26 protein-coding genes are annotated in these 25,814 nt (G+C 40.2%); 16 read left to right on the top strand and 10 right to left on the bottom strand.

The genetic code is table 11. The features are described from left to right. Positions 1 to 10: 10 nt before the first annotated feature. The 16 genes from M9892_03220 to M9892_03145 all read left to right on the top strand — a co-directional run bounded on the left by M9892_03220 (position 11) and on the right by M9892_03145 (position 13,089). Positions 11 to 196, top strand: a complete 186-nt coding sequence (locus tag M9892_03220; protein MCO5253359.1) for a hypothetical protein — start codon at positions 11 to 13, stop codon at positions 194 to 196. Further along, positions 196 to 855, top strand: coding sequence for a DUF6046 domain-containing protein (locus M9892_03215; GenBank protein ID MCO5253358.1), 660 nt, complete (start codon positions 196 to 198; stop codon positions 853 to 855). The genes M9892_03220 and M9892_03215 overlap by 1 nt, the downstream gene beginning before the upstream one ends. Then, entirely contained in the window at positions 848 to 1,954 is a 1,107-nt protein-coding gene (locus M9892_03210) for a hypothetical protein (GenBank protein ID MCO5253357.1), read from the top strand. The genes M9892_03215 and M9892_03210 overlap by 8 nt, the downstream gene beginning before the upstream one ends. A 110-nt stretch (positions 1,955 to 2,064) precedes the next feature. Then, entirely contained in the window at positions 2,065 to 2,460 is a 396-nt protein-coding gene (locus M9892_03205) for a hypothetical protein (GenBank protein ID MCO5253356.1), read from the top strand. Further along, the gene (locus M9892_03200; GenBank protein MCO5253355.1) at positions 2,453 to 2,746 is read left to right on the top strand and encodes a hypothetical protein; all 294 of its coding nucleotides are present in this window, start codon (positions 2,453 to 2,455) and stop codon (positions 2,744 to 2,746) included. The genes M9892_03205 and M9892_03200 overlap by 8 nt, the downstream gene beginning before the upstream one ends. Positions 2,747 to 2,804: 58 nt before the next feature. After that, positions 2,805 to 3,104, top strand: coding sequence for a LysM peptidoglycan-binding domain-containing protein (locus M9892_03195; protein MCO5253354.1), 300 nt, complete (start codon positions 2,805 to 2,807; stop codon positions 3,102 to 3,104). 21 nt (positions 3,105 to 3,125) lie between these two features. Next, complete coding sequence (locus tag M9892_03190; protein ID MCO5253353.1) at positions 3,126 to 3,767, top strand: hypothetical protein; 642 nt, start codon at positions 3,126 to 3,128, stop codon at positions 3,765 to 3,767. A 1-nt stretch (position 3,768) separates the two neighbouring features. Beyond that, complete coding sequence (locus M9892_03185; GenBank protein ID MCO5253352.1) at positions 3,769 to 4,110, top strand: hypothetical protein; 342 nt, start codon at positions 3,769 to 3,771, stop codon at positions 4,108 to 4,110. Then, a complete protein-coding gene (locus M9892_03180; GenBank protein MCO5253351.1) occupies positions 4,100 to 4,384 on the top strand; it encodes a hypothetical protein in 285 nt (94 codons plus the stop codon). Before M9892_03185 ends, M9892_03180 begins: the two co-directional genes overlap by 11 nt. Further along, positions 4,377 to 4,559, top strand: a complete 183-nt coding sequence (locus M9892_03175; protein ID MCO5253350.1) for a hypothetical protein — start codon at positions 4,377 to 4,379, stop codon at positions 4,557 to 4,559. The genes M9892_03180 and M9892_03175 overlap by 8 nt, the downstream gene beginning before the upstream one ends. Further along, the gene (locus M9892_03170; protein ID MCO5253349.1) at positions 4,550 to 5,482 is read left to right on the top strand and encodes a hypothetical protein; all 933 of its coding nucleotides are present in this window, start codon (positions 4,550 to 4,552) and stop codon (positions 5,480 to 5,482) included. Before M9892_03175 ends, M9892_03170 begins: the two co-directional genes overlap by 10 nt. A gap of 197 nt (positions 5,483 to 5,679) precedes the next feature. Continuing rightward, positions 5,680 to 6,270 (top strand): hypothetical protein, encoded by a 591-nt coding sequence (locus M9892_03165; protein ID MCO5253348.1) that lies wholly within the window; start codon positions 5,680 to 5,682, stop codon positions 6,268 to 6,270. Then, positions 6,267 to 6,767, top strand: coding sequence for a hypothetical protein (locus tag M9892_03160; GenBank protein ID MCO5253347.1), 501 nt, complete (start codon positions 6,267 to 6,269; stop codon positions 6,765 to 6,767). The genes M9892_03165 and M9892_03160 overlap by 4 nt, the downstream gene beginning before the upstream one ends. Then, complete coding sequence (locus M9892_03155) at positions 6,760 to 7,626, top strand: hypothetical protein (protein MCO5253346.1); 867 nt, start codon at positions 6,760 to 6,762, stop codon at positions 7,624 to 7,626. Before M9892_03160 ends, M9892_03155 begins: the two co-directional genes overlap by 8 nt. A 176-nt stretch (positions 7,627 to 7,802) precedes the next feature. Further along, positions 7,803 to 8,618 carry a DNA adenine methylase gene (locus tag M9892_03150; protein ID MCO5253345.1) on the top strand — a complete coding sequence of 272 codons (816 nt, stop codon included), beginning with the start codon at positions 7,803 to 7,805 and terminating at the stop codon, positions 8,616 to 8,618. Positions 8,619 to 8,787: 169 nt separating this feature from the next. After that, positions 8,788 to 13,089 (top strand): PKD domain-containing protein, encoded by a 4,302-nt coding sequence (locus M9892_03145; protein MCO5253344.1) that lies wholly within the window; start codon positions 8,788 to 8,790, stop codon positions 13,087 to 13,089. A gap of 320 nt (positions 13,090 to 13,409) precedes the next feature. Here the strand turns inward: M9892_03145 and M9892_03140 are convergent, their stop codons facing one another. From M9892_03140 to M9892_03095, 10 genes are all read right to left on the bottom strand, one after another. After that, positions 13,410 to 13,751: an iron-sulfur cluster assembly accessory protein gene (locus M9892_03140; protein ID MCO5253343.1), complete on the bottom strand. Its 342-nt coding sequence runs from the start codon at positions 13,749 to 13,751 to the stop codon at positions 13,410 to 13,412. Between the two features lie 10 nt (positions 13,752 to 13,761). Next, on the bottom strand, positions 13,762 to 14,178 hold the full coding sequence (iscU, locus tag M9892_03135; GenBank protein ID MCO5253342.1) for a Fe-S cluster assembly scaffold IscU: 417 nt from the start codon (positions 14,176 to 14,178) through the stop codon (positions 13,762 to 13,764). 83 nt (positions 14,179 to 14,261) lie between these two features. Next, positions 14,262 to 17,165: a hypothetical protein gene (locus M9892_03130; protein MCO5253341.1), complete on the bottom strand. Its 2,904-nt coding sequence runs from the start codon at positions 17,163 to 17,165 to the stop codon at positions 14,262 to 14,264. 88 nt (positions 17,166 to 17,253) lie between these two features. Next, on the bottom strand, positions 17,254 to 19,056 hold the full coding sequence (gene typA / locus M9892_03125) for a translational GTPase TypA (GenBank protein MCO5253340.1): 1,803 nt from the start codon (positions 19,054 to 19,056) through the stop codon (positions 17,254 to 17,256). 110 nt (positions 19,057 to 19,166) lie between these two features. After that, positions 19,167 to 20,369, bottom strand: coding sequence for an NAD(P)-dependent oxidoreductase (locus M9892_03120; protein ID MCO5253339.1), 1,203 nt, complete (start codon positions 20,367 to 20,369; stop codon positions 19,167 to 19,169). Positions 20,370 to 20,373: 4 nt separating this feature from the next. Then, positions 20,374 to 21,339, bottom strand: a complete 966-nt coding sequence (locus M9892_03115) for a M48 family metallopeptidase (GenBank protein ID MCO5253338.1) — start codon at positions 21,337 to 21,339, stop codon at positions 20,374 to 20,376. 10 nt (positions 21,340 to 21,349) lie between these two features. After that, a complete protein-coding gene (locus tag M9892_03110; GenBank protein ID MCO5253337.1) occupies positions 21,350 to 21,910 on the bottom strand; it encodes a LemA family protein in 561 nt (186 codons plus the stop codon). A gap of 140 nt (positions 21,911 to 22,050) precedes the next feature. Then, a complete protein-coding gene (locus M9892_03105) occupies positions 22,051 to 24,162 on the bottom strand; it encodes a T9SS type A sorting domain-containing protein (protein ID MCO5253336.1) in 2,112 nt (703 codons plus the stop codon). 12 nt (positions 24,163 to 24,174) lie between these two features. Next, positions 24,175 to 24,873 (bottom strand): T9SS type A sorting domain-containing protein, encoded by a 699-nt coding sequence (locus tag M9892_03100; GenBank protein MCO5253335.1) that lies wholly within the window; start codon positions 24,871 to 24,873, stop codon positions 24,175 to 24,177. 65 nt (positions 24,874 to 24,938) lie between these two features. After that, positions 24,939 to 25,760, bottom strand: coding sequence for an Omp28-related outer membrane protein (locus M9892_03095; protein ID MCO5253334.1), 822 nt, complete (start codon positions 25,758 to 25,760; stop codon positions 24,939 to 24,941). Positions 25,761 to 25,814: the final 54 nt, after the last annotated feature.

The raw sequence follows: 25,814 nt of genomic DNA, 5'->3' as shown, positions 1-25,814 counted from the left end.
CGCTCCGGCAGTGAGCAGTATTGCGGGGGAAGATATTTTGCGAAAAATAAACGGACTGCTCAGCTACCACTTTCATATACCTTACCCTGAAAAATTAAACGATGAGGAGTATAGTGAAAAGTGGCAGCAATTGAAATGGGTACTTGGGTTTGAAGCGAGGCGGTTTAGCGGAGAATCAGGAAATGTAGCAATGTGATGGCAGAAATAAAATTTGATATAAACAATGCGTTTCGAGAGGTGTTTGGCGTGTATAGCCGAGTACCTCTCTTTCCGTTAGCGGGTTCGGGTAGCGGAGTGGCTTCCGGTGGGGGTGATTTTCCTGATGCAGCACAGCTTGAGAAAGGCGATGGGCTTAGGCTTGAGCAAGGTATGGGCGGCTCTGTTTTAATCGACAGGTTTGCATTTGGAGTTCAAAAACTCCCAAGTGAAGGCTCGGGCTATTGGTACAATTTGAGCCCGTACACGATTTTGGAAATAACCTGTGCGAAAAATATAGTGAAAACACCCCTTCAGGGAAGAAACGGCACGGTGAAAGAGTTCATCAGCATGGGTGACTGGCAGCTTCATTTTAAAGGCTTCCTGATAAACGAGGAAGCAGACGAGCTTCCTTATGAGCAAACCGCCCAACTGTTGAAGGTATTTACTAAAAACACCCACCTTATATTTTCGAGCGAAACTGTCAGGAGGTGGTTTGAGGGGTGGGAAAATAATACTGGCGGAGAAGGGCTTGATTTTCTGGTGGTAGACGATGTGAAGCTGCCTGCAATGGACGGTTTTGAAAATGTACAGCCATTTGAGATAATGGCGGTGAGTGATAACCCTGTAGAAATTCAACTCTTAATGCAAAATGCTTAATCCGGAAATCGCCATAATGATAAACCTGCAAGATGGAGCATTTCTGTACATAGACTATGTGCATGAGGTGGAAATAAACAAGTCGCTGAAAGAGATGACAGGGACTTGCACTATACGCTTGCCAAAAAATATAATGGTGGGAAACAGGGATGTTAGTTTTCGCAAGCCTCTTGGCGAGGTCGTGAAAGGGGGAGATGCTGTGCGCGTATGGATGAAGTATGCGCAGGAAGGCGGGGGAAAAACAGAAAACAGGCTTGAGTTTGCGGGATTTGTGAGAAATGTAAATCCAACTGTCCCCCTTGAGATAGAATGCGAAGACTATATGTACAAGATGAAACGTAAAGAGGTTTCTCCCAAGTCTTTTAGCGGAGGAAACTTGATGCAGGTTATTCGGTATATAACAGAAGGTATGCCTTTGGAGTATGAGGTTGTGGATACAGCACTTGGGGGCGTGTTTTACATCACAAAAGACGAACCGACAGCAGGAAAAGTATTAGCGAAAATAGAAGAAGTGTATGGTCTCAAAAGCACAATTCTAACCTCCGAATATGGTGTAGAACCACCATATTATCATGGGAATGGGAATGGGAATAATAAACCAAAATTTACACTTGTAGTTGGAAATCAATATCAAGCGTCAGGAAATAGTGTTCCTGTAAAATATAAGCTGAACCAAAACGTGATAAGCAATGACCTGTCGTTTACCCGTGCCGAGGACAAGCAGATTAAAGTGAAAGTGAGCAGCAGACAGGCAGACGGCAAGGTGATTACCTCGCAGTTCAAAGGAGATGAGGAGGGCGATACAAAAGAGTTGATGATACCGGGGCTAACACAAGCGCAAATCGAAGCCATCGCCAAGAGGTTGTATGCAGAAAACAAAGTGGACAGCTTTGAAGGAAGCATGACGACATTTGGGCTGCCGGCTATCTATCCGGGTATGCTGGCGCATGTGGAAACGGACAATTATGAACTAAAACAAACCACCAACTATGTGGATGAGGTGAAAGTAAGCTTTGGTATGGGCGGGTATCGCAGGCAGATAACATTGGGTCCGCAATTGCGGGACAGCAGCAACCAATTAACACTATTAGCGCAATGACATTAAAGAGCAGATACACGATAAGAGAGGCAATACAGAAGCTGGCAAAGAACGCTCCGCCTGCGCTGTATATAGCGGAGGTGTTAAGTGTGAATAAAGCGAATGGCACAATGCGGATAAGTAGCCCGTGGTTTGGCGAGATAACCATCAGCTATCAAGCAACGGAGGGAGCGGGAAAATTTGTGCTGTGGGCAGCCGTTGGGAGCTATGTGGTGGTTGGCAGGTTGGAGCAGTCGGATAAGCTGTGTGTGATAGCTACCATAGACCCCGAAGAAGTGTGGCTGCGAGGCGGAGAGTGGAGCATGGTACGAGGAGATGAGGCGGAGCGGGAGATGAAGAAGCTGAACAGCAACATAAACCTGCTGCAACAGGCTACAAGGGCGTTGGCTGTTGTGCTTGACGGTCTTGGTGCTGTGGGTACTTCGGTGGCGTTTGATACCGCAATGGCAGCGAAGCAGTCGCAGGTTCTTACGGATTTTAAAAATGAAAAGGTAAAACATGGCTAAGGATATACTCATAGTTGAAAGTGGAGAATTGAGAATTGAAAATGGCGACCTGTGCATAGGCGACAGCGATGTGCAGAACCTGCAAGACCTGACCCTGTTGAATAAAGGCGGGTTGAAATATGACCCATTACTGGGCATGGATTTGATAAAGCTAAACAAGAAGCGTGGGGCAAGTATTAACAACCTAAGCGAGATAAACAGGCAGTTGCGAGCAGACGGCTGGGTGAACCAAAATGTGAGGACAGAGCAGGGAGAAATATTAATAGCAGCAGAGCGCACAGAATGACCCTTCGGCATTTCGACAAGCTCAATGACCGAGGGGTCGGGGTACGAAAAAGGAGAAAATGAAAGAGGTAACAACAGGAAACGGACAGCAGTTGGAAGACATAGCCATACAGGAGTACGGCTGTGAGGAGGGCGTGATAACACTATTGGCGGACAACCGACTGTCAATGGACGACTTGCTCTATCCGGGTCAAAAGCTGAAAGTGAGGGAGGAAGTTCCCGAACTGACAGGTAACAACCGTGTGATGTTGATGGCGATAGAGCGTGAGGGGGTAAGCCCCGTGAGTGGCATAGTAGGTCAAATACCTGATACCCACTATGCAGGAGAGGATTATTTTGGAGAAGATTATGTTGATTAATTGATTTGAAGATTTGAAATTATGGCAATAGTATATAGAAGTGAGAAAGGCGAGCCGCTAACCAATGCGGAGATAGACGGCAACTTCGCACACCTTGACGACAGGAAGCTGGAAAAGAATGTATTGAGCGAAAACAGCGCAATGATCTTGCGGGACAGTGCGGGAGAACTGACGCACATTGCTATACCTGTGAGCAGGCTGGTAGGCAGACTTGGAAGTGGCGAGGTAAAGGCTCTGACAGCCGCAGAGGTTAAGGCTCTGCTGGCAATAGCGATGAGCGATGTTATAGGTCTTGTAGCCGCACTTGACGACAAGGCAAGCAACGATGTGGCTACTACGGACGATGACGGCTTGATGTCAAGTGCGGACAAGTCAAAATTGGACGGAATTGCATCAGGAGCTACGGCTAATGACACAGACATTAATCTGAAAAATAGGGCTAATCATACAGGCGAACAAGCAATAACAACTGTTACTGGGTTGCAAAGTGCACTTGACGAGAAACAGAATGCTATTACGCCTGATGGTGGCTGGGGCGCAATCATAGGAACAAGTTCAAAGAGTGGCTATGATGTGAGTTCGGTGACTTTGCCAGAGTTGGCAGCACACGTGAAGGCTATTGTGGACGCACTGCGAAGTGCGGGAATTATTGCTGACGTATAAGATGAGACTTGAGACTTTTATAGCGGGCGAAACTTTGGCACTTGTGCTTACGCTTGCCGATGCAGGCGGTGAGCCGATTGCGTGGGAGGAGCTGGATGAACTTACTGTTGTTTTAAGCATAAACAGGAAGCCTGTGGCGGTACTAAGGAAAAGTACAGAGGAACTTGAACCGGGCGAAGAAGAAGGGGAAGTGCTTTTGGTGGTGGAAGATGAGGCTACGGCTGTTTGGCAGAGTGGAAAATTAACCGCTACCGTGAGCGTGGAGATTGGGGCTTCGAGTGCCTCAGCCACCAAGATTGAAGTGGTTGAACTGTTTAATGTAAGGAGAGAGAATGTCGGTTAGTATCAGTTTCAGGAGAGATAACAGGTTTTCCGTTGGCTTCAAAGGCGACAGGGGAATAAGCGTTGGAAAGAAAGTGCCGCCACGTAAAGCAGGTAAGGTTTACAGGCACGACTGGCAAGAGCCGTACAGCTATTGCGGTGTAGCGAATGACGGAACAGAAGAAAGCAGCACAGGGTGGAAGATTACGAGGATTGAGGTTAAGGCTGAGGGCGAGGTTGAAACAGGAGTTGCAAATGGAAAATGGACAGACAGATATATTTTGGATTATGAGTAAAATAATAAAATACAGCACAAGCATAGCTCCGATGGGCGATAAGTATGTACTAACACTAAGGGTGTGGGAAGAGAAAGAGGAGGGCGAGATAGTCTTTTCATCAACAACATTTGTGGCAAATAACATTCAAGAAGCACTTTCTGAGCAAAACAAAAGATTAGAGAAATGGCTATAATGTTTCCAATAAGTAACGGTAACTGGTCTAATGCAGCTAACTGGAACAGCGATGACCCTTTGAGAGTAGGAACTGTGCCTACTGTCGGGGATGAAGTGTATATAAACGGCAAGAATATTACTCCCGACATAGACATTAAAGTTACGAGCATTACCAACTCTTCGTTCCCTGCTCTAAGTATAGCAGCGGGAGGCTATATGTTTGGTTTTGCTGGCGCAGAGCGTACTATTGAAGCTCTGCTGGTGCCTGGCTTGTATGAAATGTTGAGAATTGACACAACGCCTGGTCAAACACTTAATCTCATTGGTGGGGCTGCTATTGGTACAGGTAATTATTTGTTTGGCATAAGACCTCTACATGGCATCATAAACTTCTATGGCGATTACCCTATTAACGGTGTATTATATTACTGCTCAGGCTCGGCACAAATTAACATATATGGTACGATTTCTCCTGTCGGAACTTCGATGAATCTGCTGGCATTGCAAAGTATTAAGGTTCGGATTTTCGGAACTGTAATAAATTCCAGTACTATTAACGCCCCGGCAATAAACAATTTAAACCCATCAATCCCCGTTGAAGTACTATCCTTACAGCATGACTACACAAAGGCTGGCTCACATATTTCAGGAAGATTTGCCTTCATGACAGGCGGCTCCTACATAGGCGAGGACACGAGTGGTAATCCGTTGCCACTCACAGACCCGACAACGGCAGACCAAGCGCTGCCACAAGATGTGAGGCTTGGTGTTGTGTATAATAACGGAGGTCTCACCGGCACTTCTAAAATGCCTGCAAAAGAAGTTGTTTCAAAGGATGTAGTCTTTGACAATGGCACGGTCGGGGAGGCAATATTGACCGCAGAAGCGGTATCACAGGCTGCCGCGCAGGTGGTTGGTGCGCAGTTTAATAGTTTTAAATAATGGCAAGAACAAGAGAGCAGATAGAGGCGGTTATAGAGGAAGCTAAGGCAAGCGAGGCCACGCTTGCGGAAATTACCACTACGAGCAGGGTAAGTGTGTGGGCGAGCTTAAAGCGTGTGTTTGCGTCTGCTCAGGTGTTGCTGGAGCAGCTTTGGGAGCAGAAAAAAAGGGAGCTTGACGATGCGGCTGATGCGGCTGTGGCAGGTACGCCAAAGTGGTACGCAAGCGAGGTGTTGAAGTGGCAGAGTGGCGACACGCTGACGGAGGTGGACGGCAGGTTGGTGTATCTGGTGGAAGACCTGGAGAAAAGGCTTGTGAGTAAGGTTGCTGTGAGTGTGTCGGGCAGGTTGCTTTGGATAAAAGTTGCCAAAGATGACGGAAGCGGAGGGCTTGATCCTTTAAGCCCGGAGGAGCGTACCATGCTCGACAGTTATATTAGGCAGAAGAAATTTGCAGGTACGCAGCATTTGACGGTGTCTGTGGCATGTGATAAGGTGGCGATTACGGGTGATGTATTTTTTGACGGCAAGCTGCTTGAGAGTGAGTTTAAGGACGAGTTTGAGGCGGCACTTTCAAATCATTTGAAGGAGATATTTTTCAATGGCGTGTTGAACATTAACCGCCTGCGCGATGCTGGCGAAGCTGTGAGCGGCTGTATAGACTTTGACCTGAAAGTATTGCAGGCGAAGCCTGATGGCGGAAGCTATGTTACTGTGTTGCGGGAGTACGACCCTGCAAGCGGTTATTTTGAAATAGAAAACTTTAACCTGACGTATATCCCGCAATGATAAGGAGTTACGCATGGAACTTGAAGAACTGGCTATGGCGATACCTGCCTTCAAGGAGGCGCAGGGAAGACGTTGTTGCGCTGCATTATGTGTTTCTCGCTCCCCAGCAGCAGTTGGCTGATGATTTGGCTAACAGGTCTGCGGATTGGGATTTTAGGATTAAGTACAGCTCACAGCAGGGAGTTTTGGCAAGCCTTTTAAACAGGCTTTTTGACCCTGTGGAGAAACGAATTAAGGTGCAAACAATAGCAGACCTCGCTCCCGAAGTGGTGATTTATCACGATGGAGAGGTTGATCCCTTGCCACAGGTACTTTACCACGATGGCGAGAACGAGGATTATAACTCTCCTATCTTATACCACGATAGCGAGACTGACGGGTTTCCTGATTACAGGGTGGTTGTGCCTGCTGCGTTGAGCGGAGAGGAAGATAGGATAAGGGCGTGGGTGGCACGCTATAATTTAGCAGATAAAATTTTTGTTGTAGAATATGAATAAATTTAACATACCGAGCCCAAGCGGTGGGTATAAACTGAAAGCGCAGGACTTAAACCTGATTTACGATTACTTAAAATCCGGAATTGAAGGACTTGCGTACAAGGAAAGCTGCATTTTGACAGGCTGTCGCGCCAATTTGCTGATGTCTAACCCAATGATTGGCATTACACAAGGGTATATTGCGATGAAAGGTGAGGTATATTGGGTGGCTGAGCAGAGTTGGGATATGACTGTGGTTACAGACCCTGTGCTCGTGCCGTATGAAGAGGTGCAACTACCATCACCACGAGTGAGTGCAGACGGGAGTAGCAAGAATGTTCATTTTCGCAGGTGGGCACGGGTGGAGCAATCCGCGAGTCAGCCTACGAAGTACCGCATCAAAGAACTCGCTGACTATGGATTTGAGTGGTACACGGTGTATAACCCAAGTGAACTGATTGTAATTAGTGCTCTTGACATCGAGTACGATGTCTCAGGTGGCTGGCGCAAGATTGGCAGCGACCTAGCGGGCATGGGATATGGCAATCTGCGGGTGCGGAAATGGGGGCAGTATATGGAGTTGTCAGGAAGTTGCCGCAAGGAGAGCTTTGACAGCAACAACTTAATAATAACCTTTCCGAACCTGTCTGCGGCTGTGCCTTTCCCCCGTCTGATGCCTGCGAAGGAGCAGGTAGTACTCGTTCCGTTAAGCGAGGTGTCGCCTTTGGCGGGACCGGGTGGCGACCCTTATTTGGTGGAGCCGAATCATTGGGCTTCGGTGGTGTTCAAGACCAACGGCAATGTGGAGGTAGCTCACAGCAGCTATTCGGGAAGTGACGATGTGATGTTGCACTTCAACCACAGGGTGCATTTGCAGTAAATTTAAAACAGATTTAAAGGGGCTTTAAAAAAAGCCCCTGACTTCAACCGAGTATCTCAGGCTCGGTTAATTAAGGTGCTGACACACCAAAGCCAGAGGCAGAGCCTTTGGACGGTGTGTCAGCACCTTTTTTTATTAAGATTTGAGATGGAACAAAAGTAATTTTTAAAACAAATATGAGTAAACAAAAAACAGAAAAAGTAAAGCCAATGGGTAAGACGCCCATTACTTACTACGGAGGTAAGCAAACCATGCTAAAACACATCTTGCCGCTTGTGCCTCAGCACAACCTGTACACGGAGGTATTTGCGGGCGGAGCAGCGTTATTTTTTGCAAAACAGCCGAGCGAGATTGAGGTAATCAATGACCTGAACATGGAGTTAATCAACTTTTACAGGGTGGCAACAACGAGGTTTGAGGAGTTGAAAGCGAAGATTGACTTGTTGCTGCACAGTAGAGCCGCTCATAAGCACGCAGGCTATGTGTATGCCAATCCTCAGTTTTTTGGCGAAGTTGAGCGGGCTTGGGCTGTGTACACCACGAGTAAGATGTCGTTTGCGAGCCACTTTGGCGGTTCTTTTGGGTTTGACAAGAAGGTAAGCCGCCATCCGAAGAAGTTGTTCTACGCCAAAGAGGCTTTTAATTTGTCTCTCAAAGAGCGGTTGGAATGCGTTACCATAGAGATGGACGATGCACTGAAAGTGATTGCGCGGTATGACACGGAGGGTGCGTTCCACTTCATCGACCCGCCCTATGTTGGTAGTAATATGGGTCATTATAGTGGAATGTTTAACGATCAGAACCTAAAAGAGCTGTTGGAGTTGTGCGAGAGGCTGAAAGGTAAGTTTATGCTGACCATGTACCCTAATGAGGTTATCGAGGAATTTGCTACCCGAAACGGTTGGACTATACACAGAGTTGAGCGTAGGGTTACGGCTTGCAAAGCCTCATCTCGCAGGTTGCAAGAGGAGTGGATGGTGTGTAACTATTAATTGCTAATTTTGGGGGCTGTGAAAGCAGCCCCTTTTTTGTCAAACTCGTACTTTTCGTTTTGGGTACGTGTATTTTTGGTTTTGGGGATTATATCTGACAAGTCAATTATATTTGCCTATTGAATAGTTGTAGTTTGTGCTGCAACCAAGAAATTAATACTTAAAATATATGATCAAATTATTACAACCCATTTCCATTCGCCAAGTTATCTTGGGAGTGTTTGGAGCAACCGCGATTGTTTTGCCATCTGCGGTTCAAGCGCAATTGTCAGGTAGTAGTTATACTATTGACAACACAGCCACCGCGAGTTCGTCAAACTATGCAGATTTTCAGTCATTTTTTGATGATATCGCTTATGGTTTTAGAGGTGATGGTGGACCTTCCAATGGTCCGGATGTGTCAGGAAATGTGACAGTAAATGTTAAAGCAAATGCAACCTTTAACGAGCAAGTTACAGTGAACCCCAGTTATGCAATGGACCAAAGCAACAGAGTAACTATTAAAGGAAACAATGCTTTGTTAACATTCAATGCGACAAACCCTTATGCCAGACACACATTGTGGATGTATGGCGCCAGTTACTTTACTTTTGATAGTTTAAGAATTGAAGGAACTAATGCTAACTATGTACACACAGTAAGATTGTCAGATTATGCAAGCTATAATATTTTCAAAAAATGTACACTGAGCGCGCCCAAATACAACTTTAGTGGAGTGATTTATAATACTTACCCTGACTATTTCAGTAATTACTATGGTAATGAATATTATGCAGGTGCGGTGGTTGCCTTTACTGACGATCCTGCCTATTTGAACGCAAACGGATATTATTATGCCCAAAATGGCAGAGGAAACAGATTTGAAAACAATTTAATTATTGGACCTCCTGATGGTTCAAGTTTAATAGGACCAAGCTATGGAATTTTTGAACAAGGCGGGGCTTCTTGGGATGATGGAGAGAATGAGTTTGTAGGTAATTCAATAAAAAACTTTAGTGCTGTTGGGATTTATTCCTTTGGTTGTAGCGGTGGCAAATACAACAATAACGACATAACACGTAATCTTAAATCTCCGGTTCAGCAAATGAATTATGACAATTGGATTTATGGAATTGATATACGTTGGCCAAGTCTGTATGCCCATTCTGATAAGGATATTGAAATTATTGGCAATAATGTACATGATATTGGCGATCCTACTCGAAATGATGGCGCAGCCAACTTCTGCGGAATTAATATTGAAGCCTTAGAGGGTTGTGAGTATTGCGGTAATTTAAACTATGGCTCTAATATAATTAGAGTAGAAGATAATAAGATTATCAATAATGTGGCAGGTAATGATTACAATTCATGGGTTTATATGTGTGGTATTTATAATACGTCTGCAAGTTCAACATTTATGGTGAACAATATTGTAGCAAATAACACCTTGTATAATAATGCACCGATGTATTGGTATTTGTATGCTTGTGATTTCTATAAGTATTATTCAACCGGTGATATGGTAAACAATTCTTTTATCTTTAATAGAAAATTGAGCAGCAATGTTTATTACTATCACGGCAGTTATATTTATACAGGAGGGTATGGTATGTCATCAAACCCACCTCTAAATGAATCCTCTAGAGTAGAAAACAATATTTTTGATTATGATTTGAAGGGAGCATCGATGGGTGATTTTTACTTAACACTTTATTATATAAGCTCTCTCCGAAATAATGATTTCTATGTTAACAAGGTGCCGGGATATGATGGTACTTATATATATGGCGTGGGTTCAACTTATAATAGTGTTAGTGGCAGTGATCCCAATACGATGAATTCTTCACTGGGTCCGGAATCAAAAGGAAATATTAAAGGCGACCCTGTTTTTGTTGACCCCGCCAGCAACTTCACACCTACTAATTCAGCATTAAAATCAGCGGGATATGATTATAATAATGCGGCTTACCCAAGTGGTATTGTTAAAGATTTGGAAGGTACATCCCGTAATCCTAGTAAACCATCTATAGGTGCCATTGAACCCTACTTTGATTGTCTTGTCTCAGGAACATTTAATGGAGGCGATTATAGCATTTGTGGCGGAGAGCAAATACCAATGACAGGTACTTTGACAAGCTTAATTAAATTTGACTTCCCCAACACAAAAGTTGGCTATATATTGAATAATAAACCTGCTGTTATTACGACTGTAGGTACAGCACCGGCTTTGGGTTCAATCCCTTTTGATCTTGGCTTAATTGATTTTACAGGTGCGCCTTTGAATAGTGTTTTGAAAGTATTTATTGCCCATATTGATGACAATCATGCAAATGATACGTTGACATTTAATATCTCGGTTGGACGTGGTGCTTATGGTGGAGTAGTTACCACTAATCCATCAAGCATGGGTCGTGAGCCGGACTTGGACGAAGGAAGAGATTATTGGATTACTATCCCTGATGATATAATCAAATTAGATATCAGTGCGCCTTCTGAGTTTACAAATGCACAATATGGAACCGGTTATTCTGTTCAGGCAAAAGCATTTACAATGTCAGGAATACAATTGCCTTTATCGTCTTCGGTATATAATCATAATGTGGTTACAGGCGGTACATGGTCTATCAATCCTCCGGAAGCTTTTGTTGATAGTTTTATAATTGCAGAATTACATTTGTTGAACTTGTCAACCAATTGTGACTCTGTTGTAAAACGTAAGATTTTTGTAGCTCCTTTTGGTAAACCTGAATTTAAAGATCCTAAATCATGTATGGGTACTGTTGCCGAATTTGAAAATCTTTCTACCGTTCAAAGCGGTTACTTAACGTATGAGTGGGATTTTGGCAATGGACAAACAAGCACTAATACCAATGGTAAAACAACGTATCTTACACCCGGTACTTATCAAGTTACATTGAAAACAACAACGGTACCTCTTGGTTTTGTAAAATCAAAAACCAAAACAATTACAATTAATGAAGGTCCAATTGCTGATTTTACTTACACAAGTAAATGTTTCGGCACACCGGTTACTTTGACTAATACAACTACAAGTAATGTTGGGGCTCCAAGCTATACATGGGATTTTGGTGACGGACAAACCAGCAATGCTGTTAACCCAACTGTTTCTTATTCGTCAAAAGGTCTATATATAATCACATTGACTGCTGAGAAGAATGGCTGTTCATCTAAGTCTGAGCAAACGATAGCAATGTTTGAACAACCAACAGCTGATTTCTTTGTGAGTGCTGACAAATGTGCAAATCACGATGTAGTATTTACAAACAATGCAAGTAATATTAGCGGCAAAACCGGGTACTTATGGAGTTTTGGTGAGAACGGAGAACAATCCACTCAACATAATGGTGAATATACATATACAACTGCCGGAACCAAAAACGTTAAATTAGTAGTACAAACTGCCTTGGGTTGCAAAGACTCAATCTCTAAGTCGATTACTATTATACCGGGTCCTACAGGGGATTTCAGTATCACCGGAGAATGTCAGGACAGAGATATTGTGTTGAGTTCAACAGATGCTCCTCTTTCAGGAACCACATATACTTGGATTGTTGATGGTCAAACAACAACCGGAACAAGCAGTATTACTAAAAAATACAGTGAGATTAGTATTCATAATGTGAAATTGACTACAACATATACCAATGGTTGTACTAACTCAGTTGCAAAGCCGGTTGAAGTAAAACCAACTCCAAAAGCGGACTTTGTTGTTCAGGGTACAATTTGCTCTAATCATGAAGTTGTTTTGGAAAATAAAACTAAATGGTCAGATGGTGCTATGAATTTTAATTGGGAGCTTGGAGATGGAAATACTTCTATTCAACAGCATCCTGTTCACACTTATGCAACTTCCGGTAATATGAATGTTAAGTTGGTAGCTAGCATTACTGACGGATGTTCAGATGAAATTACCAAAACACTTACAGTGAATCCTTCTCCTACGAGATGTGAGTTTACTATGAATTATGATGGAAGTAAAGGTTTGAGAGCATTTTCTTTTGAACCTACAGATGGAGTTAATGTTGGTGCAGAATCTGGCATCACTTATTCATGGTATTTTGGTGAAGGAAATAGCATGAAAGGAACTAAAGGTGCTCAAAGTTTTAAAGAAGATGGATTTTACAAAGTTACGATGAGAGCTGAAAGTGCTGCAGGTTGTTTCTGTGAATCTACTCAACAGTTGATTATTGACAGAACAGGTGTAAATGAAATCGCAGATGGTTCTCTTTTTAATGTTTATCCTAATCCAAGTAATGGATTATTTAAAGTTGAAATTGCAGATAAAGCAACTAACGGGCTTCTTGAAGTGTTTGATATACTTGGCAATAAATTATATAGTTACACTGCAACCGAAATGAACACATTTAACTGGACTATTGATTTGAGTAATCAAAGCAATGGACTCTATTTAATTCGTTATTCTTCTGACAATCAGACAGCCACCAAAAAGGTTAGATTGATTAAGTAATTGAACTTAAAATAGCAAGTAATAAAGGGTTGGTGTATTTCACACCAACCCTTTTTGTTTTAATTATTTAATAGAACAACTAAACAAATTCATTGGATTCACTCTTTGGAATCAAGTAATGAAATTACCTTGGGTTGAGTCTTATATTATGTTTTAATGCACCGGAGCTTGTTTGAAGCTGCTATATGTTAAAATTGGATGGTACAGAATATAAATATGTTGAATGTACGAAAGATTCAGCATAATGCCTTTCATAACAATCAATGTTGTGATGATAATATTTAAAGAAAAGTAAATAAGGAGATAGGAGAAGTCAGTGCTTAGACTGCGAAACTCTCGCCACAACCACAACTTCTGGTTGCATTCGGGTTGATAAAATTAAACCCTTTTCCATTTAAACCATCACTAAAGTCCAACTCAGTTCCAGCAAGGTAGAGAAAACTCTTTAGGTCGCATACTACATTAAGTCCGTTTGATAAAAAAACCTGATCTCCATCTTTCTTTTCGTTATCAAAATCCATGTTGTAAGTTAAACCGGAACATCCTCCGCCTTTCACTGACACACGAACAAAGTAACTGCTGTCGAGTTTGCCTTCTTTCATCAGTTCCAGAACCTTAACTGCAGCTTTTTCTGATATTGTAATATTACCTGTATCGGTCATAAATTTTATTTTAATGAATACGTTTTTTGCCTTCAACCGGTTCCAAGCCGTGTTTTACCCTATAATCGTTTACAGCCCCTTTAATTGCATCTTCTGCAAGTACAGAACAGTGTATTTTCACAGGGGGGAGTGAGAGTTCTTCTACAATATCCATATTGTCTATTTGCAATGCTTCATCCACAGTTCTGCCTTTAAGCCATTCTGTTGCCAAAGATGAAGATGCAATAGCAGAACCGCAACCAAATGTTTTGAATTTTGCATCTTGGATAATGCCGGTTGCTTCATCAACCTGAATTTGAAGTCTCATTACGTCACCACACTCAGGAGCACCAACCAATCCCGTACCTACTGAAGTTGAATTTTTGTCCAAAGTGCCTATGTTTCTTGGATTTGTGTAATGATCTATAACTTTATCTGAATATGCCATGATTTGTTTCTTTTAAAATGCAACTGCAAAGGTACAAAAAATGATAGAATCATTCTAAATAAAATTTTGCAATTCGGAACTTCTTAGATTTTATTGATAGTTTCGTCCGCTTTCCGTCTCGCATCTTGCATTATTTTGTCAGTTCTGTCTTTTGCGGCTTTTTCTATATCATCTGCTTTTTTGTTAGCTTCGTTTTCTAATGCTGTGGCTTTACTATTAGCTTCCTTTCGAATTTTTTCAGCACCTTTCTCAGCAGCAACTTTTTGTATTGGATTGGTAGATTTATTAATTAAATCTTTTGCTTGTCTGTCTGCTTCATCTCTGATTTTTTGGGCAGCATCTTTGCCTTCTTTTCTTATTATATCTGCTTGCTTTTTTGCCTCAGCATTGATTTTATCACATTGTGCTTGTGCCGTTTCTATAATCTTATCTGCTTCTGCTTGTGCTTTCTTTTTTGCCTCTTCTTTGGCATCATTGACTTTTTGAGTGATGTCTTTTTTTACATCCTCAACTTTTTCAGTAACCTTTTGTTTTACTTGGTCTTTTGCTTGATTAACTAAGTTCTTGCCTAATCCTTCCACAGTTTCGCGTAAATCAAGTTTAACAATGGGTTTAGTAAAGTCACCGGTAATACTCAAAGCTATGTTTATCATTTCATCTGCTTCAAGGTTTAATCCTTTCTTTTTTGCCTCACCTAATAATTTATCAAAAGCAGAGTTTCCAACCCCGAGGTCTTTTCGTGGAATACTAATAAAGCCAACGTAGTTCAACCCTTGTTCAATGGTTGAATATCCGCCTAATTTGAGTTTACTGTTTTGCCATAATGGAACCATGATTGAATCCATCAGGAATTTACCATTATCTATTCTGAAAGTCAATTTTTGATCTTTTAGTTCCAGCGTACGAAATTTTTCTAATTTCAGTTGGTCTGCAAGAATGTTCATCACTTTCAGATTAGATAAACTTGCATTAGATAAACTAATTGTACCACTTCCTGTGAGCGATGGATATACCAAATTCATTCCTTCATCCAAATTGGATTTCATATCCAGGGACATTGAAAATAACCCTGTCATCTTTTCAGTAAAAGGAGCGTATTTTTTAATCATATCAAAATATCCGAATGCTTTTGGAATGTCAAAGTGAGTCATTTTCAAGTCAATATCCGTAAAAGGCATTTTGGGATTTTGACCATCAAAAATTCCATTCATTACCATAGTGCCCCCTATCATCTGCATTCCTGCATCTTTGAAGAAAATCTTACTTTCTTTTACAGTTAAATCGCCTTTGAGATTGTCAATATCCATATTATCGTACTTGAGTTTTTTGACAAGTACATTCATGTTGAAGTCAATATTGTCGGGGATTTCGATAGAGCCAAACGATGACGTGTCTTTGGTCTGAGTACTGGTATTGGCTGTTTCGTCATCCGTCATAAATTGGTTGGCATTGAAGTAATTAGAAGTAAAATTCAAATTGCCTTTAATAATTCCGTCAGAAAGTGCATAGGCAAAAAAGTTACTTAATTGACCATTTGCATTGAAATCTGTTACGCCTATTTTGCCTTGACATGCTGGCATTTTTACTACTTGAGGTGTAAAATTCAAATTGAACTTGTCAAGGTTAACACCTTCTGGAAAATCACTGCTTTTGTAAAACATGTTACTAATATCTATGCTGCCTTGAGCATCAATATCATCATAACTGCCACTTTCCAACTTTGAAATTAATCCTTTGAATGACATATCAGCATTGAGTAAACCGGAAATTTGCATATCATCCAATGGAACAAGTCGTGACACACTTGCCAAATCCAGTTTCCCTTTCATGGCTCCGTTTACATGAGGGTTTGCCATGTTTTTCAAGTACAGTTTGAGTTCAAATGGATTCTTTTCCATTGACAGACTGAGTTTTGACAGATCCAGTATAAAGTCAGGGTCCAGACCGGTTTTGTTTTCTACATTTAATTTCACCTGCACATTTTCTAAAGCTGCCGGGAAGTCGGGATATTTGAAATAGCCGTTGTCAATTGATAGATTGATGCCATATCCGGGCATCAAGTCATCGGTCATTTTGCCTTTGAAAAAGCCGGTAAATTCCATTTTTCCACTCGTTTTGAGTGATGCAAAGTCTTTGGAATATATTGCAGGAATCAGAGATATAAAGTGTTTGAAATCATTTTTTAATGCGCCAAAAGTGAGGTCAAAATCAATGTCATTATCATTGAGTTTAATCCATCCATTCAACTTGGTTTCAAGGTCATTGAGTGTGATGCTGTTTTGTGCAAATTCAAATTTGAAATTTTTTAAATCCATGTTTAAATCTGCCAAGATATTTGAATGAACTTTGTTTAAGAAAGGCACACCTTCGTAGGTCATGGTAATCTGTTGTACTTCAGATTTGGTTTTCATCAGGAAATTATCGAGTGAAAAATCACCTTCCAAATGATGGTCGAATCCATTGAGTAACAGTGAAAAATCAAGTTCTTTGTCATAATAGAAAACTTTACCACCGTTGATATCAAGCGCTTTGATTTCCATAGAAAAATCAGACTCTGCTTCTTCTTCTTTGGTTTGGGTTGAATCTTCCGTAACTATATCCCAATTAGCTTTGCCGTCTTTGTTAATCAAAAGATTAACAACGGGTTTGTCAATTGTAATTTTTTTGAGGTTTAACTTATCGCCTCCAATGACTGATTTTATATCAATGATTGTTTTTAGATTTTCTGCATAAAAAAGAGTGTCTCCTTCAAAGTCATTTTTTCCTATTACAGATACGTCTTTTAAACCTAATGAGAAATTAGGAAAACTACGAATCAAAGACAATGAAATATCTTCGTTGAAATCAATGGTTGCCTGCACATTCTCATTCGCAACTTCTTTTATCTTGCGTATTATCTTTCCTTTGAAAATAAAGGGCGCAAGCAGCAAAAACAGAACAAAAACAAGAATAACAATTCCTGAAATTTTTAAAATTTTCTTAATCATGATTTTGATATTAAAATCGGCTTACAAAAGTATAAAAGAAAGATAAGTTATATGCAAAATGGAATAAATCCTTGATGCATACTACCCATTAGTTTGCTTGTTTATTGCGTTTGCGCTCGTGTTCTTTCAGATAAATTTTTCTTAGTCGGATTGCTTTTGGAGTAATTTCCACCAATTCGTCCTCTTTGATATATTCCAATGCTTCTTCTAAAGAAAATTGTCTTTTTGGTGTTTTGTTTGCAGCATCGTCTTTGCCGGCTGCACGGAAGTTGGTTAACTGTTTTGCTTTAACTATATTGACTACAATATCATCTTGACGAGAGTTTTCGCCAACAATTTGTCCTTCATAAATTTCTTCTCCTGATTCCACAAAGAAAATTCCTCTATCGAGCAATTTGTCGATGGAGTAAGATGTTGCCGGGCCGGTTTCCATGCTCACAAGAGAACCGTTCTGTCTTCCCGGGATGTTACCCTTCCATGGTTGATATTCAGAAAAACGATGTGTCATAATAGCCTCACCTTGTGAAGCAGTTAACATTTGACTTCTCAGCCCGATGAGTCCGCGAGACGGAATAACAAATTCTAAATGTTGCATGTCACCACGTGGTTCCATCACTAACATCTCGCCTTTACGTTGTGTTGCTAACTCTACTATTTTGCCGGATAGGTGCTCAGGTACATCCACCACTAAAGTCTCAATAGGTTCATGTTTTACTCCGTCAATTTCTTTAGTTATTACTTTGGGTTGTCCTACTTGGATTTCATAGCTTTCTCTACGCATTGTTTCAATCAAAACCGATAAGTGCAAAATACCCCGTCCAAAAACCAATAAACTGTCAGGACTCTCTGTATCCATTACTTTGAGTGCAAGATTCTTTTCTGTTTCTTTCATCAATCGGTCGCGCAAATGTCTGCTGGTAACGTATTTGCCGTCTTTGCCAAAGAATGGAGAGTTGTTAATTGTAAACAACATACTCATGGTTGGTTCGTCAATCATGATGTTGGATAATGCTTCGGGATTGTTGGCGTCTGCTACGGTATCTCCGATTTGGAAATCTTCAAGTCCTACTATTGCACAAATATCACCGGCTTCTACTTGTTCCACTTTCTTCTTGCCTAATCCTTCAAAGGTGTATAATTCTTTTATTCTACTTTTCTTGATTATACCTTCTCTGTTAATCAATGCAATGGGTTGGTTTTCTTTGATGCTTCCACGTTTAATTTTGCCAACAGCAATCCTGCCTAAATAATTGGAATAGTCCAATGATGTAATTTGCATTTGCAAATCTCCTTTTTCTGTTTTGGGTTCAGGAATCTGTTCCAGAATGGTGTCTAACAAGTAACTTATGTCTTTGCTTGGCGTTTTCCAATCAGGTCCGTACCACCCTTGTTTTGCAGAGCCATAGACAGTTTTATAATCTAATTGCCATTCAGTAGCATTGAGGTTAAACATCAAATCAAATACAGCATCATTCACCCTGTCAGGAGTGCAATTAGGCTTGTCCACTTTGTTGACTATGACTATTGGCTTGAGTCCTAATTCTAAGGCTTTGTTCAATACAAAACGAGTTTGAGGCATAGGTCCTTCAAAAGCATCCACTAGCAGAAGTACACCGTCAGCCATTTTGAGTACACGTTCCACTTCTCCACCGAAATCCGCGTGACCGGGAGTGTCTATAACATTGATTTTAAAACCTTTGTATTCTACTGCTACATTTTTTGAAAAGATGGTGATACCGCGTTCGCGCTCAAGGTCATTGTTGTCAAGAATCAAATTACCTTTTTCTTCATCTTTTCTGAAAATGAGTGTTTGGTGTAAGATTTTGTCAACCAAAGTAGTTTTACCATGGTCAACGTGTGCAATAATTGCAATGTTTCTGAGGGCTTTCATAAAAGGGGTGCAAAAGTAGTGATTGTAATTGGTTTTAAGAAGAGTTTTGTATGCGTTTCTTAAAACTTTTCGATGAGACTCAAAGCAATTAAACAGTCTTGGGTATTAAATTATAACCCTGCATAATCTTTCAGGTATTCATATTTTTTATTTAATTTTCCTTTATTGCAAATTGTGGCTCTGTCAAGTGTTTCACTTTTTTCTGCCTTGAGTATTTCAGGAATAATGCGTTGAATAAAGGTTCGCCCAAAATATAATGATGCATCCTTAGGTAATTCGGTTGGAAGATTGGTTACCGTCATCATGTCTATGGTGTCTGGTAAAAATGCCTCTGTTTCGCTAAAATTTTTTCTATCAACTCCAAAGACAGGATTGAAAATGTCAACAGCTTTGTATGTTATTGGAACAGAACCTTCTATATCACAAGACACATCGGCTATAACAGATATTTTGAAATCTTGATTGCCAATATCAGTTTTCTCAAAAAGTCTTGGAATACGCTCGTTCCAGAAAATTCCGTTAATGAGCAAATCAGTTTTTGGGATATAGGCTCCAAAGGCTGATTCATATTGGTCTGGGTGTGAATGAAACTCTTCTTTGTTAAACCCGCCATTTGTTTTGCGTCTAAAAAGATGCTTGCTACCCAAATGTGTAAAGTAGATTCCTTTTTGTTTGGTTGTAAGAAAGTCTTTAAATGCCAACTCCTTAATACCAACATCGTTCAAGAATTTTAAAGCACCACCGCCAACTCTACCGGTGCCGGTTAATACAATGCGGATATTGCCTTTGAGTTTGTTTTTGGCTTCTTCAACTATGCCTTTGTAAGAGTTAATTTTGTGTGCTGAGGTTAGATTAAAGGTTTTATACTTCTTGCCCCAAGTAAGCAGTCCGTTATAAGCCCCGACTTTGCCTGCAAAATTGCCAAAACCTATGATACGCTTTCCATTGGATTCGGTCAAAGTTTCAAAGTCAATCATGCGTATTTTTTTATCAATCAATGCCCTCATGAGTTTTTGATTATAAGGCTGTTTTTTGATTGTATGAGAAAAAAAGAAATAGGTTTTGTTTGGAAGCAATTTGTCGGGAGGTACTTCTTTAACTCCTAACAAAATATCGCAATCAGAAATGTCATTGGTTACTTCTATGCCGGATTCACCGTATTGTTTATCTTCAAAAGTTCGATCATTGGAACTTTCTACTTTGACTATAATTTCAGGATGGTCAATCATCAATTGCTTACATTGATGTGGTGTCAATACAGCTCTTTTGTCTGCCGGCTGTTTCCATTCTTTTATTATACCTATTTTCAACATTCTTTTAAAAATTCTCTAATACTTCAATTCTCTTTTCTATGGGTGGGTGTGTCGCAAACAGATTCTTCAATCCCATTGAGAATGAGTTGTCTTGCACATTATTCGCTATAAAAAGCTGTTTCATTTCACTATTCACAGACTCAAGGTTGTTATTGCCCGAAATCTTTCTTAGAGCAGATGCTAATGCAAAAGGGTTTTTCGTCATGTCGGCAGCACCGGCATCCGCCATATATTCTCTCTTGCGTGACAATCCGAATTTGAAAAGCATTGAGAAAAAATAGGCTAATAGCACAAGTAATAATGCTACAATAATGACAGCACCTCCACCGCCTTTGCCATCATCTTTATTCCTTCTTCTCCCTGTACCATACATTATATTTCGTAAAATCACTCTTGCAAGTACAGCCAATATTCCCACAAAAACAATGGAAATAATTAACAAACGTACATCGCGGTTTCTGATATGAGAAAGTTCGTGCGCTATTACTCCCTCCAATTCTTTGTCGTCTAAAGTGTCCATAATACCTTTGGTGAGTGTTACGGTGTAGGTTCTCTCGTTGATACCACTGGCAAAAGCATTAAGAGCTGGGCTGTCAATCATTTGCAACTTTGGCATCTGCATTCCTACACTCATACAAAGGTTTTCTGTAAGGTTATACACTCTTGGGTTTTCTTTTCTGCTCAAACTTTGTGCACCGGTTCCTGCATTAATGATAGCGGTATTGCCAAAGTAAGCTATCAAAAACCATATTGCTATTGCAAGTAAAACGAAGGGAAGAATGATTAAGAATTCTCTGTTTGTTTCGTACAAAGCAGCAAGTTTATCAGCATATCTCTGCTCAAAAGCGAGGTAGTAATATATGGTTCCCCAAATTGGTATCAAAATGAGTATAGGAAATGCAATCAGATACAAGACCGACATTCGGTTGTTTCTCGAAATTTGAGATTGAATACCTACATAAGCAGCCATAACACGAACCTTAGAAACTGATTTCAGGAGCTTTATCTAAAGTTGCTCTGTTTTCTTCACCTACATCAAACATAGGTTGAGATGTAAACCCAAACATCCCGGCTAATATGTTGTTTGGGAACACTTGAATGGCGGTGTTAAGTTCTCGTGTAGCAGAGTTGAAGAATCTTCTAACTGCGGCTAATTTGTTCTCAATATCCGAAATCTCCATTTGCAAATTCATAAAATTCTGGTTGGCTTTGAGATCGGGATAGGCTTCGACCTGAATGTTCAATCCGTTCATTGCTTGTGTGAGTTCATTTTCTGCCGCTATTTTATCATTGATACTGCCGGCTTTTATGGCACGCGAACGGGCATCAGTAATTTTGGTCAATACACCTTCTTCATGTTTCATATAGCCCTTGACAGTATTGATAAGTTGAGGAATCAGGTCGTGTCTTTGTTTTAGCTGAACGTCAATGTCGGCAAAAGCATTTTCTCTGCGGAGTTTTAGTTTTACAAGACGGTTGTAGATACTGATAACAAAGAGTACCAAAATCCCAACTACCACTAATAAAATAATTATTGTCATAATTTTATATTGTTTAAATATCTATGTGCGAAGGTAAGCTATCGCAAATATTGTTTGAAAAAATATTTGACGATGCTATATATTTCCATGAACAAAAAAAGCCGCTCGTAGGCGGCTTTTTTTAAATTAATAATTTATGATTAGTGATTAACGATTATTTTTTGAGTAACACTGGCTCCATCTGAGGTTACTGTTACAGTATATACACCATTTGCAAACTCTTTGGTATCCACTAAATATGAGCTGGAACCGCCATTGAAATTAAACTTGTTTTGACTCACAACCTGTCCTTGGATATTTCTAACCATAACCTCAGCATTGTCTGCTTTATCAAAATTAATGATAAACATATCATCCGCAGGGTTAGGATAGATAATCAAAGATTGTTGTAGTTCAGTTTGATTAACAGATGTTTTCATATTAACACGTGCAAATTGAGATTGAAGTATCTCTTTGGTATTATCGTCTTGCAGGAATACAATAACAGCCAAATTCCAGTGGTTTTCAATAGAATGTTCGGTAGCCCAGTTAATAATATTACCTGCTTGAGCATTTGCAGGTAAACGGTAATTTCCATGAAATTGATAGTTCCCGTGTTCATTGTGGATAGTGCCTTTTGAAATAGCAGGGAGCACTTTGCCGCCAGCCCCATAAGCAAATTTTTTCAAAACATTATGAAACTCTGTTTCACCATTAGTTTTAATATTTTTATAGGTGATGGTCTCCACAATAGCTACATGAAGTTTAATGCCCGCAGGTAAATCGCTGTAAGGAGTTATTTTAATATCAAAATTGAAGTTATCCTTCCATGCCATATAAGCATTGGCATCGATACTCACAAATGACGGGGTATTCATGTAGTTTTGAATCATGGGAAGGGTAGCACTTCCGGGGTTAAATCTTGGGTTTCCATCTATCATCGTGGCAGGAATAGAATTAACGCCACCGTAGTATCCTCCTCGTGTGCCATTTTCGGTTGTATAGTATGGGTCGCCCGTACCAGGGAAACTGTACTGATATTTTAAATAAACAAATCTGTCTTCAGGCAAAGTATTGGTGATTGACATAATCTGTCTGTTACCGGCATTACAAGGTCCGCATGTCGAAGAAGTAAAACTTTCAATCAAAATTCTACGGTTGATAAATGTATCCAGCACTTGAATGGTTATAGATGCCATGTCGTCATCAACAATGGGGTCGTCACCGCCATTTGGCTTTTTAACCTGAAAGTCAATAACGTAAGTTCCTTCTGCAGCCGGAATCCATTGGATAGGGTGAGAAAGTTCGTAATATCCGTTGACAGCCACGTTTGGTGTATTAACGGTTGCAGTAGTCCAACTTCCTCCATTCACTCTATATGAAGCATCCACAGATGCCAACACTTTTAAGCCGTGGTTTTGAATAGTTGCTTTTATAGTAAATGGTCCTGCCGATTTAATATTATATGGATTGAAAATTACTTCCTTCACTCTGGTGGAGTTTTCTGCTAAAGTTCCATGTGCAAATTGATAGTAGCTGTTATCTTCGGAAGTAAATATGTTTTGTGTAGTTTGATTAGCTCCCAAATTTGGCGAAGCGGCAACTGAATAGGCAGTAGAAGAATTAATTTGAATTCCTGCACTCAACTTAACGTTATTAGTACAAAGTTGACTGCTTGCATTCACACACAGTGTTTTCATATCCACAATGTAAATATTGTTTGTGGTTTCTTCTAACACGATTGCCCAATATGTCCAACCGTTCTGAATATTAGTTTCGCCATAAAAATTGAAAAATATCCAATGTTGACGGTTAGGTGCATTGCCATAAGTTCTCGTTAATGCAGCACTTTTGTATGTTGTTTGTCCACCCGCAGATGATTTAGGCTTGATTCCAAGAACACAAACCGAATTGTCGGCAATGTCAGCACTTGGAAGTGTTAAATTGCTAAATCCTGAAGGAAGTATCGTAGGTACTGTATCAGAAAATGTAACTGCGCCAAAGTTGCCAATAGCATACTTGCTAACCGGATTGCCATTGAATTGAAAAGCGAATGGAATGGACTGCACAGTAGAATAAGCCGGAGTGGCGGTTCCATCTCCGTCCCAAACTGTTGTCCAGCCGGCACCATGAGCAGGATAAGGGTTTTCTCCATCTGAGTTTAGCCCTTTAGGATTTTGACCATCATTATAGAAGGTGTAGTAGTATTGTGCTTGAACATAGCCCATGCTCAGCATCAATGCAAATCCTAATGAAAGTAATGATTTCTTCATGTTGATTTTTATTTAATTGATTATTAATTTTTGAGTTCTGATGTATTTACCGTCATTCCATTCAACAATATAAACTCCTTGCGGTAATGCTTGTGTGTTGATTTCTCTATCACTTTGTGTAATATTTTGTAAAATTAAGGTTTTGCCTTCCATGTTTTTCAAAGAGCATATACCGTCTTGTGAACCTTCTATGCGAACAATTGTATGATTGTTGGTAGGATTGGGATATAGCTTAAAATTACTATTGTTCGACAAGGATAATACAGAGTTATATGCATCCCATGCAGTAGCAAAAACGTGAACAGTAACTTTTTGATTTCTGTTATCGATGTTAAAGATTTCGATTACCATTTCTGCATTTCCAACTCCTTTGCCCGGATAGAAATGAGGGTAGAAAATTCCGCTATCGCCTGTCTCCATCTCAAAATCAGCGCTATCTACAGCAGAAGGGTAGCAGAGGTTGATGTCGCAAACAGCACTTTCCCATTCAGCGGAAGGCAGGTTGTTGACAGTCCTAACCCATCTAAACGAATGGGTTATTGCATTGATATTTTTGAATACAAATCCATGTTCCAAATCAGCAAAATCATCGTCATTTGCTTTGTTTGGACCTTGAATTCGTACGGTGTCGGTTGAGCTATAAACCTCTTGTGCAGATGCAAATGAGATTGAGCTAAGTATGATTGATAATATGATTAATGTTTTTTTCATTGTGTATTTGTAAACATAAAAGCCACTCTTGGAAAGTGGCTTTTATGTTTTATAAAATGATTAGTTTAGAATTTTGTGTATTCACCATTTACAAAAGTAACTTGTTTGTCACCGGTTTTGCGCCAGAAAACAACAACTGCTTTTAGGTTCTCTTTTTTCCAACTTGGATCTATGGTGCCTGTATAAGATTTAGAGATTTTATCGCCATTTTTAACAGAAGATGCAATCACTTCACCAACGGGGTCGGTAGTTAGGGTAAGTCTCAAAACATCATCATGCATGTTTTTGTCTTCTGTTCTACCATCTTGGTATTGAGTAGCTGACAATCTGCTCTCAGTGATATATACTGCGAATCTGTATTCGTTTGCAAAGTCTTCATAGAATTTGGCATCAATATCAACGGTTACATTGGTTCCGCTTACTTTTACTTTTGGTTTTGCATATACTGCAGGGTTTGTTTTAGCAAGAATCTCGTTGATTTTAGTGGTTGCAGCACTTTGCATACTTGTTCCCCCGCCAATAGCTGTAATTCCTCCGATGCCATCAGCAATATATAAAGTAGGTACGCCACTTACACCAAAAACACCTGCAAGACCATTGGCAGATTGGTTGTTAAATGGATCAACGGCACCACCGGCACCATTAACCTGACATGAGATAACATGTACTCTGTCATTCAATTTTTTTGCAGCTTGAACGGTAGGTTTGCCATAGGCTCCACAGGGTCCACACCAAGTACCGCCAAAATAAAACATCATCACATTTTGAACCGGTTTTGTTTCTGTGGGTGTTCCACTTCCATTGCTGCTATCACCTTTTTTGTCTTTTTTACATCCTGCAAAGCCTATCAAAAGGGCAGGAATCATAAGTAATAATACTTTTTTCATAACTCTTATTGTTTATAAAGTTCCACAAAATTAGTTTCTATAATGAGAAAAGCA

It is taken from the genome of Bacteroidota bacterium (assembly GCA_023957335.1).
Classification (GTDB): Bacteria; Bacteroidota; Bacteroidia; order NS11-12g; family UBA955; genus JALOAG01.
Note: the sequence above shows the minus strand (reverse complement) of the source record. Positions and strands in the feature narration are given on the sequence as shown.

Bases quoted from the DNA above. Each gene is read 5' to 3' on its own strand.
- M9892_03215 (MCO5253358.1), top strand. From the start codon at position 196: ATGGCAGAAATAAAATTTGATATAAACAATGCGTTTCGAGAGGTGTTT.
- M9892_03175 (MCO5253350.1), top strand. From the start codon at position 4,377: ATGAGTAAAATAATAAAATACAGCACAAGCATAGCTCCGATGGGCGAT.
- M9892_03155 (MCO5253346.1), top strand. From the start codon at position 6,760: ATGAATAAATTTAACATACCGAGCCCAAGCGGTGGGTATAAACTGAAA.
- M9892_03100 (MCO5253335.1), bottom strand. From the start codon at position 24,873: ATGAAAAAAACATTAATCATATTATCAATCATACTTAGCTCAATCTCA.
- M9892_03180 (MCO5253351.1), top strand. From the start codon at position 4,100: ATGTCGGTTAGTATCAGTTTCAGGAGAGATAACAGGTTTTCCGTTGGC.
- M9892_03140 (MCO5253343.1), bottom strand. From the start codon at position 13,751: ATGACCGATACAGGTAATATTACAATATCAGAAAAAGCTGCAGTTAAG.
- M9892_03150 (MCO5253345.1), top strand. From the start codon at position 7,803: ATGAGTAAACAAAAAACAGAAAAAGTAAAGCCAATGGGTAAGACGCCC.
- M9892_03190 (MCO5253353.1), top strand. From the start codon at position 3,126: ATGGCAATAGTATATAGAAGTGAGAAAGGCGAGCCGCTAACCAATGCG.
- M9892_03120 (MCO5253339.1), bottom strand. From the start codon at position 20,369: ATGTTGAAAATAGGTATAATAAAAGAATGGAAACAGCCGGCAGACAAA.
- M9892_03145 (MCO5253344.1), top strand. From the start codon at position 8,788: ATGATCAAATTATTACAACCCATTTCCATTCGCCAAGTTATCTTGGGA.
- M9892_03200 (MCO5253355.1), top strand. From the start codon at position 2,453: ATGGCTAAGGATATACTCATAGTTGAAAGTGGAGAATTGAGAATTGAA.
- M9892_03170 (MCO5253349.1), top strand. From the start codon at position 4,550: ATGGCTATAATGTTTCCAATAAGTAACGGTAACTGGTCTAATGCAGCT.
- M9892_03160 (MCO5253347.1), top strand. From the start codon at position 6,267: ATGATAAGGAGTTACGCATGGAACTTGAAGAACTGGCTATGGCGATAC.
- M9892_03130 (MCO5253341.1), bottom strand. From the start codon at position 17,165: ATGATTAAGAAAATTTTAAAAATTTCAGGAATTGTTATTCTTGTTTTT.
- M9892_03110 (MCO5253337.1), bottom strand. From the start codon at position 21,910: ATGACAATAATTATTTTATTAGTGGTAGTTGGGATTTTGGTACTCTTT.
- iscU (MCO5253342.1), bottom strand. From the start codon at position 14,178: ATGGCATATTCAGATAAAGTTATAGATCATTACACAAATCCAAGAAAC.
- M9892_03185 (MCO5253352.1), top strand. From the start codon at position 3,769: ATGAGACTTGAGACTTTTATAGCGGGCGAAACTTTGGCACTTGTGCTT.
- M9892_03195 (MCO5253354.1), top strand. From the start codon at position 2,805: ATGAAAGAGGTAACAACAGGAAACGGACAGCAGTTGGAAGACATAGCC.
- M9892_03115 (MCO5253338.1), bottom strand. From the start codon at position 21,339: ATGGCTGCTTATGTAGGTATTCAATCTCAAATTTCGAGAAACAACCGA.
- M9892_03205 (MCO5253356.1), top strand. From the start codon at position 2,065: ATGCGGATAAGTAGCCCGTGGTTTGGCGAGATAACCATCAGCTATCAA.
- M9892_03095 (MCO5253334.1), bottom strand. From the start codon at position 25,760: ATGAAAAAAGTATTATTACTTATGATTCCTGCCCTTTTGATAGGCTTT.
- M9892_03105 (MCO5253336.1), bottom strand. From the start codon at position 24,162: ATGAAGAAATCATTACTTTCATTAGGATTTGCATTGATGCTGAGCATG.
- M9892_03210 (MCO5253357.1), top strand. From the start codon at position 848: ATGCTTAATCCGGAAATCGCCATAATGATAAACCTGCAAGATGGAGCA.
- typA (MCO5253340.1), bottom strand. From the start codon at position 19,056: ATGAAAGCCCTCAGAAACATTGCAATTATTGCACACGTTGACCATGGT.